At 32.7% G+C, this 12,186-nt stretch carries 13 protein-coding genes; 4 read left to right on the top strand and 9 right to left on the bottom strand.

Going from position 1 to position 12,186, the window contains the following annotated elements; genetic code table 11:
• Positions 1 to 3: 3 nt before the first annotated feature.
• The gene (locus Q0783_RS03535) at positions 4 to 969 is read right to left on the bottom strand and encodes an NAD-dependent epimerase/dehydratase family protein (RefSeq protein ID WP_298893374.1); all 966 of its coding nucleotides are present in this window, start codon (positions 967 to 969) and stop codon (positions 4 to 6) included.
• A 154-nt stretch (positions 970 to 1,123) separates the two neighbouring features.
• Between Q0783_RS03535 and Q0783_RS03530 the strand changes: the two genes are divergently transcribed.
• Positions 1,124 to 1,648, top strand: coding sequence for a hypothetical protein (locus Q0783_RS03530; protein WP_298893372.1), 525 nt, complete (start codon positions 1,124 to 1,126; stop codon positions 1,646 to 1,648).
• Positions 1,649 to 1,749: 101 nt separating this feature from the next.
• Positions 1,750 to 3,813: a M13 family metallopeptidase gene (locus tag Q0783_RS03525; RefSeq protein ID WP_298753887.1), complete on the top strand. Its 2,064-nt coding sequence runs from the start codon at positions 1,750 to 1,752 to the stop codon at positions 3,811 to 3,813.
• A gap of 69 nt (positions 3,814 to 3,882) precedes the next feature.
• On the opposite strand, the gene Q0783_RS03520 is transcribed toward Q0783_RS03525, so the two are convergent.
• Positions 3,883 to 4,572 carry a hypothetical protein gene (locus Q0783_RS03520; RefSeq protein WP_298893369.1) on the bottom strand — a complete coding sequence of 230 codons (690 nt, stop codon included), beginning with the start codon at positions 4,570 to 4,572 and terminating at the stop codon, positions 3,883 to 3,885.
• Positions 4,573 to 4,732: 160 nt separating this feature from the next.
• Positions 4,733 to 5,539 (bottom strand): NAD(P)H-binding protein, encoded by an 807-nt coding sequence (locus tag Q0783_RS03515; protein ID WP_298893367.1) that lies wholly within the window; start codon positions 5,537 to 5,539, stop codon positions 4,733 to 4,735.
• 108 nt (positions 5,540 to 5,647) lie between these two features.
• Here Q0783_RS03515 and Q0783_RS03510 point away from each other — a divergent pair, with 108 nt between their 5' ends.
• Positions 5,648 to 6,112 (top strand): CBS domain-containing protein, encoded by a 465-nt coding sequence (locus Q0783_RS03510; RefSeq protein WP_298893366.1) that lies wholly within the window; start codon positions 5,648 to 5,650, stop codon positions 6,110 to 6,112.
• 2 nt (positions 6,113 to 6,114) lie between these two features.
• On the opposite strand, the gene Q0783_RS03505 is transcribed toward Q0783_RS03510, so the two are convergent.
• Genes Q0783_RS03505 through Q0783_RS03495 form a run of 3 tightly spaced genes read right to left on the bottom strand, consistent with a single transcriptional unit; the run spans position 6,115 to position 7,709 of the window.
• Entirely contained in the window at positions 6,115 to 6,804 is a 690-nt protein-coding gene (locus Q0783_RS03505) for a GIDE domain-containing protein (protein WP_298893364.1), read from the bottom strand.
• A gap of 55 nt (positions 6,805 to 6,859) precedes the next feature.
• Entirely contained in the window at positions 6,860 to 7,210 is a 351-nt protein-coding gene (locus Q0783_RS03500) for a hypothetical protein (protein ID WP_298893362.1), read from the bottom strand.
• Positions 7,191 to 7,709 carry a GNAT family N-acetyltransferase gene (locus tag Q0783_RS03495; RefSeq protein ID WP_298893360.1) on the bottom strand — a complete coding sequence of 173 codons (519 nt, stop codon included), beginning with the start codon at positions 7,707 to 7,709 and terminating at the stop codon, positions 7,191 to 7,193. Before Q0783_RS03495 ends, Q0783_RS03500 begins: the two co-directional genes overlap by 20 nt.
• A gap of 213 nt (positions 7,710 to 7,922) precedes the next feature.
• On the opposite strand from Q0783_RS03495, the gene ssb reads away from it, so the two are divergent.
• On the top strand, positions 7,923 to 8,255 hold the full coding sequence (gene ssb, locus Q0783_RS03490) for a single-stranded DNA-binding protein (RefSeq protein ID WP_298893358.1): 333 nt from the start codon (positions 7,923 to 7,925) through the stop codon (positions 8,253 to 8,255).
• A gap of 97 nt (positions 8,256 to 8,352) precedes the next feature.
• Here the strand turns inward: ssb and Q0783_RS03485 are convergent, their stop codons facing one another.
• The 3 genes from Q0783_RS03485 to Q0783_RS03475 all read right to left on the bottom strand — a co-directional run bounded on the left by Q0783_RS03485 (position 8,353) and on the right by Q0783_RS03475 (position 12,096).
• On the bottom strand, positions 8,353 to 9,429 hold the full coding sequence (locus Q0783_RS03485) for a TlpA disulfide reductase family protein (RefSeq protein WP_298753905.1): 1,077 nt from the start codon (positions 9,427 to 9,429) through the stop codon (positions 8,353 to 8,355).
• A 108-nt stretch (positions 9,430 to 9,537) separates the two neighbouring features.
• The gene (locus Q0783_RS03480; protein WP_298893356.1) at positions 9,538 to 11,166 is read right to left on the bottom strand and encodes a T9SS type A sorting domain-containing protein; all 1,629 of its coding nucleotides are present in this window, start codon (positions 11,164 to 11,166) and stop codon (positions 9,538 to 9,540) included.
• A gap of 27 nt (positions 11,167 to 11,193) precedes the next feature.
• Positions 11,194 to 12,096 carry a C1 family peptidase gene (locus Q0783_RS03475; RefSeq protein WP_298893354.1) on the bottom strand — a complete coding sequence of 301 codons (903 nt, stop codon included), beginning with the start codon at positions 12,094 to 12,096 and terminating at the stop codon, positions 11,194 to 11,196.
• Positions 12,097 to 12,186 lie beyond the last annotated feature (90 nt).

Below are 12,186 nucleotides of genomic sequence, written 5' to 3'. Positions count from 1 at the left end.
GTATTAAGAGTTAATTTCTGAATCTTGATACTTACGGCCCAGTTGCTTGAGCATTTCTGTCGTCATTTTTTCCAGATTAAATTCATGATTCCAGTTCCAGTCTTCTCTTGCTGCAGAATCGTCTATTGACTTTGGCCAACTATCGGCAATTTGCTGTCTGTAGTCAGGACTGTAAGTGATTTCAAAATCTGGAATGTGTTTTTTTATTTCTTCGGAAATGGTCAACGGTGTAAAACTAATAGCACCTAAATTATAAGATGATCTAATTTTTACCTGTTCAGCAGGAGCTTGCATGAGATTAACAGTGGCATTAATAGCATCATCCATATACATCATTGGTAACTCTGTATGCTCAGATAAAAAACAATCATAATGCTTATCTAATATAGCTTGATGATAGATTTCAACAGCATAATCTGTAGTTCCTCCACCAGGCATCGTTTTCCAACTAATGATACCAGGATACCTAATACTTCTCACATCTACACCATACTTTTTATTATAATATTCACACCAACGTTCCCCAACTTGTTTTGTAATACCATAGACAGTAGTTGGCTCCATGGTGGTATATTGAGGTGTATTTTCGGTAGGCGTTGTTGGTCCAAAAACAGCTATACTCGACGGCCAAAAGATATGTTTTATAAATCCGTCTTTAGCCAAATTCAATACATGAAATAGAGAATTCATATTAAGATCCCATGCTTTCATAGGGTATTTTTCACCAGTAGCACTTAGCATAGCAGCCATTAAGTAAACGGTATCAATATTGTGCTTTTCAACACAAATTTTTATAGAGTTGTAGTCTTGGGCATCAACAATTTCAAAGATGCCAGAATTAACGACTTCAAGGTTGTGATAGCCTATATCGCTAGCAACAACATTCTCAGATCCATAAATATCTTTTAATTTAAATGTAAGTTCAGACCCAATTTGTCCGCCGGCACCAATGATTAATACTTTAGGCATAGATAGATGATGTTTAATCGTTCCTCAAAAATAACAAGAATATAGAGTACAAAAAACATAAAATTGTAAAATTAACAACTCATTAATTTTTGTTAATTGCATAATAGATTTATACGCTTTGCCTATATTTACCTCAAATTGAATAGGTATAATTATGCGCTTCATTACGCTTTTATTTATAAGTTTTAGTTTGTTACTCACCAATTGTAAAGGAGATACGGTTTCAGAAGTAATTGAAGAGACTCAAGAAGAAATTGATGCTCGTAAAATATCACAAAAAGATATTGAAAGCTTTAGATATGCAGATTTCGGATTGAGTTCAGATGCTCAAAAAGCTGTAACCGATTGGCAAAAGTTTCAAGAGCTTAATACACAAATTGAATTATTGAAGAAAAGCGACCTTAGCTTTTTTAATGGAGACCTTTTATTGTTGAAAACGTTTTTAACCGAATTAAGAACCGAAATGCCTGAACAATTACAAACTAATGAGATTAATGCTAGAATAACGGCTTTAGATACCAAAGGTCAAAAGTTAAATAGTCTTTTAACGATTAATAATATTAGTAAGGAAGAGAAACTTCAAGGGATTAAAGAGTTGTTAATTGCAGTATCTAACCTTAATCTACAAATCAATAAGAAGTTTGAGTTTGATAAAAACAATGTTTTTAAGCCAGAATGATTCTTTAAAATAGTCTTAATATTTTGTTAATATGTAACATTTTGGCGATTGAGGCTTCTTATTAATAACTAATTTTAATCAAATTTAATTTTCACCACATTATGAAAACCAATATCAAGAGTATTTTGGTGGTTTCTGTGTTGGGACTTTTTGCATTTTTAGGATGTAAGGAAGAACCAAAGGAAGAAACTGCTATGATTGAGAAAATTCCCGGAATTGTTCTCGAAAACATGGACACTTCTGTAAGTCCGAAAGATGATTTTTACAATTACGTTAATGGTAATTGGGTAAAGACAACAACAATCCCTGAAGAAGAAACACGTTGGGGAGGATTTGGAGTACTTCGTAAATCCACAAGAGATGACGTTTTAGAAATTATGAATAGGTCTAAAGAACTAAACACCTATGAAGAAGGAACCGATCAGAAAAAAGCATTACTGATTTTTGAATCGGAATTAGACACAGTTGCTCGTGACGAAGCTGGTATAAAACCATTAAGACCGTTTTTAGAAGAAATTGATGGTATTAAAAGTCTTCAAGATATGCAAACAGCAATTGCAACATCTATTGGCGTATCGGCACCATTTGCTCAATTAGGAGCTGGGCCAGATTTAAACGACAGTAGTATGAATACGACTTGGGTTGGACCTGCAGGCACTGGATTGCAACGCGATTATTATTTAGATCAAGACGATAAGTCTAAAGAGATTAGAGAACAATATAAGGCGCATGTCTCAAGAATGCTACAGTATATTGAATACTCAAAAGAAGATGCAGATGCTGCAGCAGTTAAGATTATCGACATGGAAACTCAACTTCAAGAGCCGAGATTGGACAAAGTTGCAAGAAGAGATTTACGTAACATGAACAATCCAAATTCTGTTGCTCAGTTGCAAGAGATGTGTCCAGCTATTGACTGGAACAAAATGATTACAGATTTGGGCATCAAAAAGAAGATAGACACCATACTTGTTGCTCAACCTAAATATATGGTTGCGTTAAACGATTTCTTAAAGAATACATCTTTAGATGATGTTAAAACATTAATGGATTGGACTACGATAAACAATGCTGCAGGATTCTTATCTACAGATATTGAAAGAGCTAATTGGGAGTTTTATTCTCAAACACTTAGAGGAGCAAAAAAACAACGTTCGGCTGAGGAACGCGCTTTAGGAACTGTAACCGGTTCTGTAGGAGAAGCTATTGGTAAAGTTTATGTAGATGCTAAGTTTCCACCTGAAGCTAAAGAAAAAGCTGAAAAAATGATTGCAAATGTGATTAAAGCTTTTCAAAATAGAATTGAGAAATTAGATTGGATGAGTTCTGAAACTAAAGCAAAAGCTATAGAAAAACTGGAAAAGTTTACTGTAAAAATTGCTTATCCAGATGAGTGGGAAGATTATTCTACACTTATGGTTAAAGAAGGTAACACCTATGCTGAAAATATGATGGCTGTGGGTAATTGGGCTAAGGCAGATAATTTAGCTGATATTAATGAGCCTATAGACAAATCAAAATGGGGAATGCCACCACAAATGGTGAATGCTTATTTTAATCCAATTAATAATGAAATTGTTTTCCCAGCAGCCATTTTACAACCACCTTTCTATAACTGGACAGCAGATGAAGCTGTAAATTATGGAGGTATTGGTGCTGTTATCGGTCATGAGATTTCACATGCTTTCGATGATTCTGGATCACGTTTTGATGCTGATGGAAATTTAAAGAATTGGTGGACTGATCAAGATCTTGAAGAATTTACAAAGCGAGGAAATGCTTTAGCTGAGCAATACAGCGCAATAGAAGTAATGGATAGTGTTTACATTAACGGTAAGTTTACTTTAGGTGAAAACATTGGTGATCTTGGTGGTGTGCTAGGAGCTTATGATGGTTTACAATTATACTTTGCTGAAAATGGAAGACCAGAAAACATTGATGGTTTTACACCAGAGCAACGTTTCTTTATGTCATGGGCAACGGTTTGGAGAACTTTAACTAGAGAAGATGCTTTAAGAACTCAGGTTAAAACAGATCCACACTCTCCAGGAATTCAAAGAGCAGTACAACCGCTTAAAAATATTGATGCATTTTATGAAGCATTTGATATAAAAGAAGGTGATGCGATGTGGTTAGCTCCAGAAAAGCGTGTTAGAATTTGGTAAACATACCAATGTATATAAAACAAAAAAGCACCCAATTTGGGTGCTTTTTTATTAAAATCAAAAATATAGTTATTCCTTTTTCTCTTTTCGCGCTACTAAAGCATCTTTACTTAACTTAGCTAGGTTAAAGTTAGCATCCATGACCATGGCTTCATCCAACAATCCAATTGCTGTATCTAAATTGTCAGTTTGATTCATATTAAATACAATCAAAGCTTTTAGATAGGTTAATGCACCTTTTAATGAAACTTCATAAGGTCTCTGAGATTCGTAGTATGAACGTTTCATATCATCTTTAACATTGGCTAATCCAAAATCTACTTTTGCTTTCGCACCTGCTAGATCTTGTGTTTGTACTTTAAGATCTGCAATTTCATAGGCTAAATATGAATTAGCATCTCTTTTAAATAATTCCTCATAAAATACTAAGGCACGTTGCGGCTGGTTTAAAGCCTTTAATGCAATAGCTTTTACTTCAGTATTCATATCAGTATCTGTCGGATTTTGTTCAATTCCAATAGTATTCAAAGCTTCAAGGTTTCTGCCTTCAGAAGCGTAGATGTAAGCCAGTGTATCTAATCTCGCTTTGTTTGGCTGTAAAACATTAAGATGTGTCATAGCATTAATAACACCTTGAATATCACCTTGAGTTTTCATTTGCTGATAATAAGCTTCAAAGTGTTTTACAAGTTCAGATTTTGTTTGTGCAGTGACACTAAAAGTGCATACTACAGCTAAAAGGAGGATAAGTTTTTTCATCTGTTTAGATTTATTGTTTTTAATTGTCAGATGTAACATTCATCAAGTTCATTTGCTTTTTAAACATAGTTCTTAATTAAGAATGTTTCATAATATTCGTCATTTATTGCGCCAAAACTAAAAAAATATATGGCATATACTCTTAAAAGTCTGCTAATTATTAGAGTTTTACTTTGAAATCATAGTTCAAAACACGTACCAATTTTTGAGAATCGATATACTTTCCTTTACTTTTTATAGATTCATCAAACTCAGGAACAGGAATATTCATCGCTTTGCAAACCGAAGTGTAATAGGCTTTTTTTGTTGGATGAGGTAGTGTAGATGCATTTAAAGTAGTAGACCAAGCTTGCTGTTTGATAATTGACAAGATAATACCAATACAATCGTTACGATGAATTAAATTCACAGGAGCATCGGCATTTTTAAGGTTCTGTTTTCCTGATAAAAAACGAGCAGGATGTCTATCTTCAGCAAAGAGCCCGCTAAAGCGCAATAAGGTTGTGTCGAAGTTTTTATTCTGCTGAAATAGGCGTTCTACCATAACTAGTTTTGATGCTGTTTTGGATTTAGATGTTGGAGTATCCTCAGTAATTATTGGACATGTTTCGTCATCATCATACACCGAAGTCGAACCAATAAGCACTACATGTTTTACCGAAGCTGTTTCAATATGCTTAACAAGGTGTATCATTTGCTGTACATAATTATGTTCAGGATTTTTACGTAGACCAGGAGGAATGTTAACAATAAGTATTTCGCAATGATCTAAACAGGCTTCAATATTACCTATAACACCTTCCAAAGATAATTGTATTATAAATGGTGTAATATTCGCTTGCTCAAGCTTAGGAATTTTGTCTTCTGAAGTTGTAGATCCATTAACTTGATAATCATTTTCAAGGAGTTGTTTTGCTAATTCAAAGCCTAACCATCCACAACCAATTACACAAATTTTGTGACGCAATTTTTTAGTTTTTTATTACTCTGAAATGTACAAATTATTAGTTGGATAACCACTCTAGCTAAATTCACTTATTTTCAGTAACTTTAAAACACACTAAAAGAATTGGTTATGGGCATTAAAAGTTTTCAAGGAGCAAGAAAGCAGCAAAATACTGCTGAAGTAAAAGCAATTACAGTCAGTGATTTTATGACACGCGACTTAATCACATTTAAACCAGAGCAATCTGTTGAGGAAGTGATTCAAACGTTGATTAAGAATAAAATTTCTGGAGGTCCAGTAGTAAATAACAACAACGAGTTGGTTGGTATTATTTCTGAAGGCGATTGTTTAAAGCAAATTAGCGAAAGTCGTTATTACAATATGCCAATGGAGCAACATACTGTTGAAAATCGAATGGCAAAAAATGTAGAAACCATTGATGGTAATATGAATGTTTTCGATGCTGCTAATAAGTTTTTAGAATCTAAAATTAGACGTTTCCCTATCGTTGAAAATGGTAAATTAGTTGGGCAGATTAGTCAGAAAGATATTCTAAAAGCTGCTATAGAACTCAAAGGGCAGAATTGGAAATAAGTTTACAGCTTTCGATGATTAGGTAAGGTTTCAGGTAAATCAGTAATAATGATTTTCTGTTTGCCTTCACTTTCTAATGTCGCAATCTTAGAATATGGATACTCAGGTAAAGGCTCACTTAATGCTTTCCATTTTGCAATTCCTGCCACTGTAATTCGCTCTCCAATTTCAATAACACCTTCTTCATAACGTAAACGTTTATTCATGCCGAAGAAATTTTCTGGATTAATATTATAACGTCTTAAAACCGCTTCAAATTTTGGAGTTGGGCTGTTAAACACTCCAGATGATTGATTGGTGTCTTTTACAAGATAACTGATATAATTTCGAGGGTTCGCCGATGGTTTTACAATAACAAAGTCACCATTAGTGTCTATAAAAAACTCTTGAAATTGTTCATCTTGTACTAAGGTTTTCCAATGTGAACTTTTTCCAGAATTTACACGTTGCTGAATTCTAATTTGATAGAACACACATTTTCGTCCAGTGTAAGGTGCTATTAAAGGAGCTTTGACATGTAACGCTTTACCACTTACTTTTGAAAGATCATTAGTTTTTAAACTTGATGCAGGTTTATAAGGTATTTTAGAAAGGGTTCTAATTATCACATTTCTTTTACTGAAATGAACAGCTAAGAAAATAATAAGACCTATAACGCAAATGGCAATAATGATAATAAGAGGAGTACTCATAAAAGATGGTTTGGTTGTATATATAAGTAGTTAAAATCTAAAAAACGTTACAATGTCAACTTTCGCGTTTCACTAGGGCATAATAGTCTCCTTCTAATGGTAAGTAGCCTTGATCATACACAAAATAGTATACGGTTCCGGCTTTTGTAGTATAGATACTAGTAAAGTAATTGAAGTCGAATCCTTTTTCTATCATTCGCGCTCTAGAGATTTTTTTCTTTTGATCGGGATTGAGCTCTTCTAATATGCGATAGTTCTTTCTCAATCGGTTGTTGGTATTCCTTATTAAATTCTTACTGTCTTTATTAATTGCATTATTATAGGCATTACGACAAGCATCACTACAGAATTTCTTATCAATTCTACCCACTATTTTTTCACCACATTCAGGACATTGTTTTTGCATAGTCTTCTTTTTTAAGTTCGTACCAATTAATCATTTCACCTTCAAATAGGAATTGTTCAATATAATTCAATCCTATTTTTTTAAGTATTTTATTAGAACCAATATTTTTAATTTCGGCCGCACCATAAATGATATCTAGTTTTAGGTCTTTAAATCCAAAATCTAATACGGCTAAAGATGATTCAGTTGCATACCCTTTTCCCCAATACCTTGGAATAAAACGATAGCCAATATCATAAAAGTCTCTTTTTGACCCTAAGGCTTCTTTATCTCCAGTATTAAGTTTTAACCCAGACCAACCTATAAAATCTCCAGATGATTTTTCAATGGTTGCAAATCGAGCAATGCCACGTTTATGATATTGCTCTCTTATAAAATTAATATTCTCTTGCGCTTGTGCTTTTGAAGTAATAGGACGCTTTCCAAGGTATTTATGAACTTCAGGGTTTGAATCTAATTCAAACATACCGTCAATGTCTGATGGTAAAAGTTCACGCATGATAAGGCGTTTTGTTTCTAGGTAAAATAGCATATGCAAAGATACATTTTTTCCGTTTACAAACGACTACAAACACTTACAAACGATTTTAAATATGTAACTACCGACTAATATTTGGAGTTCGTTACATATTTGCACTGTTGAATCACTGAAGGTTCAATAGCATTAACTGTTTAACACTTGCCAGTGACGGCAGGTATAAATTTAAAAATTATGAACACACTTAGAAACAGAGTACAGTTGATTGGAAGATTAGGACAAGATCCAGAAATCATCAACTTTGAAGACGGAAACAAAATGGCAAAATTCTCATTAGCTACAGACGATAGCTATAAAGATAAAGATGGGAATAAAGTAGAGCGTGCTTATTGGCACAATGTTGTGGTTCGTGGCGGACTAGTAAAAGTAGTAGAAGAGTACGTGAGCAAAGGAAAGGAAATTGCAATAGAAGGTAAACTCACTAATCGTTCTTGGGATGATAAAGACGGACAAAAGCGCTATACGACCGAGATAATTTGTAATGAGTTGTTGATGTTAGGGAAATAAAAAACATTAATATGCAATATAAAAATGCGAGTATTCTATTTTAGTTATTCGCATTTTTAATTTGATAAAAAATTCAAAGGATTATTAAGGAAATAAGCTATTTAATTGATTTCAATATATTCTTTATCTTATTAAGATTCTCTCCTCCATTTCCAACGTATTTTAATATTCCATGAGAATCAAAAATACAATATAGTGGTATTGTCATTTGTTTATGCCCATAAGCACTTCCATAAAATTTCCATAATACATTTTCATTACCCAACCCATCTATAGTTGTTGGCCAGTCTATTTTATAATTAATTAATATATTTTTAGCAGCTTCTATTCTATTCGGGTAATCAATGTTAATTGTGATAATATTTAAATCCTTTTTATAATTTGTTTCTATAGATTTTAGAAGAGGAAATTTTTCTACGCAAGGGAGGCACCATGAGGCCCAAAAATCTAAAATTAAAGGTTTTCCTAATAAATTATTAGAATTAATAGTTATTCCATCAAAAGATTTTTCAATAAAGGGAATAACTTTATCACCCAATTTTGGTATAGGTCTTGAATTTTTCTTAAAAATTAATGTGTACTCTTCAGATAATATATTGATCGTATAAGTAACATTACATAAACTAATTAATTGATGAGTAGTATAGTGTTCATTTTTACCATAAAATTTTCCGTCATTATTGATATCTATTGACAGATTAGTTCCTATTTCACTATCTTTTTTCTCAAATATTCCATTACCATCCATATCCCTTATAGAAATTTTGAAATTACAATCAGCTGTTTTAAATGTGCCAGTTAATCTATAATTTGATATCCAATACAAGCTTTTTGTTTTTTTTTCATTACTTATTTCAGTTATATATTTAATGGTATATGGAAGAATGAGGTCATTTTTTCGCTTTATTTTAAAAGTAAAGGTTGAACCTGCTTTTAATTTCACTGTTTTTTCACCTTCATACGTTGGAATAGTAAAAACTACACTATTCATAGTCATATGTTTAATTTTTAATTGAACATTTCCAGGAGCAATACCAATACTATCTTTGACCCATATTGGTGATAGTAGTTTTGATTTATAACTATCATCAATTTGCATTTGGACATAGGTTCGCTCTTGAGCATTAACTATTAGATTAATAAAAATTACTAGAAACAATAATTGCTTTTTCATCGTATTATTTTATATCTACAAATTGTTATTCAATTTTTTTTGAGAGTGATATTAAGGTAAATTATAGGTTAATCATTAAACTAATTACTGGGCTTATATTTGCATACTTCAATTAACAACTAGTTTTATAATTTTATTTAAATTAGTTCCTGTAAATTTCATTAAATACAGACCAGATTTTAGATTAGATAGATTTAACGTGTTGTTTTCAATAGTTACATTGTTAAAAACCCTTTTCCCAAGGATATCATATATATCTAATGAGACTCCATCAATGTTTTGCAATCCTGAGATAGTTAAAACGCTTGTAGTATTAGGGTTTGGATATATTTTAATATTATTAGTTATTTGCGCATCATGTAATGATAGAGTACTGTCTCCATACATTTGGATGAAAATTTCATTCTCATTACCTACAAGAGGAGGGATATTATCGTCACCGTACCACGTAATTATATAGGCATTTTGATTGTTGGTTGCAATTGCTGGACTATCAGCTTTAAATGAACTGTCATTATCATCTCCCATATCACTTAATCTAAAAGAAGTACTATTATTAGTTCCTGAAGCATTTAATTTTTGACCAAAAACTTCTTCTTCAGAGAGCGTGAAGTCTGCTCTATAGATTACCATATATTCATTATTTGTATTGTTCCAAACGACGTCTGGAAAAGCTGTGTCAAAATTACTATCGGTAGCTGTTACAGCTGTTATTTGAAAGTCATTACTGCCAAGTTCACTTCCTGAACTTGATAGTAGCTGCCCATAAACTTCAAATTGGCTAATAACAGTATCGGTTCCATTCCAAACAACTAAATACTCATTGTCAGTCGCATTATATGCTACACGAGGCCTTATAGGAAAAAAACTGATATTAGTATCTGGTCCCATATCACTTATTCTAAAATTAGAACCCGATATACTTTGCGAGTCTAGGTCATAGATTTGTCCATAAATCTCTTTTTCGTCATCTGTGCTGGTCTCTCCTTGCCAAACAATCAAAAAATCATTCTCTATGGAATTCCAAATCAAATCTGGACCTCTAGCATCGAAATTTGCATCTGCTAAAGGAAGCTGTTGACTAATTTGAAAATCATTAACTCCAATTTCGGCGCCAGAATTTGAAAGGCGCTGGCCATAAATTTCAAACTTATTATTAATAGATTCGTCGCCTTCCCAAATCACTAGGTATTCATTGGAAGTAGCACTATATGAAACTCTAGGGAGGAAAGCTCCAAATGAAGTATCGCCTTCATTACCCATATCGCTAATTCTGAAATTTGCACCAACAAGATTTCCTGTATTAGCATCTACAATCTGTCCAAAAATTTCGAATTCATTGTCTACAGATGTTTCTCCTCTCCATACTACCAAAAACTCATTATCTGTAGAATTATAAACTACATGAGGGTCTTCTGCTCTAAGCTGTGTTTCACCATCGGTTCCTGTAACACTAATTCTAAAGTCATTAACACCAGTTTCGGTGCCGTTATCTGATATGAATTGTCCATAAATTTCAAATTCATTATCTACAACTGTTCCTGTATTGTCATCTGCAGACCAGACAACAAGATATTTGTTTTCTATATCACTGTAGGCAACTTCAGGGAAAAATGCAAAGAAATTTGTTGCTCCATTGTCTCCCATATCACTAATTCGAAAATCATTGGTGCCAAATTCTTGAGCATAAATGTTTACAGAAAATAAGATAGATAAAATGAGTAGTTTTTGCTTCATAATGTTTGTTTATTTAGTTTTATATAATTAGTTCTTAATCGTATATGCAGATGCTCCCATAGATACTTTGGTAGCATACTCTTGTTGGTCTTTTGTCAAGTTTGGTATTTGTGCTATTAAATTATTAGCTTCAAAGTGTTCTAAAAGGTACTTTTTAGACATTGTCCCATAACCATTTTCACCCCAATCTTTACTCCAGCTATTCTTAAAAGAGAACATTTCAGTTTTTTTATTGTAACCTGTAATTAAAACAACATGACCTCCCATTAGTACAGGACTATCAGGAATAGTTAATGCACCTGTTTTAACATCCATACCGTTTTTGTAAATCCATATATTAACAACTACTGGACGCTTTTCTGATAGAATAAATTCATCAATTTCCTCAAGTGGGATATGTACAATTTTTAAGTTGATATCTAAGGTTTTTGCGCCTTGAGGAGGTACTCCTGTATGACATTCTCTTGATGAGACTCCATTATCTGTTTTACAGTTTTTGGCATTTGATTCTTTCCAGGAAGCACTACCGTCATAGATCCATTCACTTTCTTCCATACAACCATTTTGAAAACCTGTAACAGCTAAATAGCCACATAAGCCATCAACGGGTTCATAAGATTGTTTTAAAAACGAATTACTTAAAACCGTTTTTTTTGCATTGTAGTATGCATAAGCTTCAGACAAGTCATAGGTCTTTCCTAGATCTTTTTGAATAACAAATTCTGCTAATGCTGTAGAAGCAAAGGCACTACAAGTATTACGAACACCTTGATTTTTGACCTCAGACATCTTTGAAGATAAATCGATTGAATCTAGCTTGTTTTTTTTATCAAATTCAAAAGAATATTGTTGTTTCAGTGTCTCAAATATCTCATTTTGAGCTAGAGATGACATTGAGATTAATAGGAAAAATGGTATTAAAAATTTCATTATAATTTACTTATAGTAGTTTGTTAATTTCTTGATTTGACTTACCGTTAGCCTCATTTTTGTATCTAGTGATAATATTTCACCTATAAT

It is taken from the genome of uncultured Psychroserpens sp., from assembly GCF_947500255.1.
Classification (GTDB): domain Bacteria; phylum Bacteroidota; class Bacteroidia; order Flavobacteriales; family Flavobacteriaceae; genus Psychroserpens.
The sequence above is the reverse complement of the archived record's forward strand: the minus strand, read 5'-3'. Positions and strand labels throughout refer to the sequence as shown.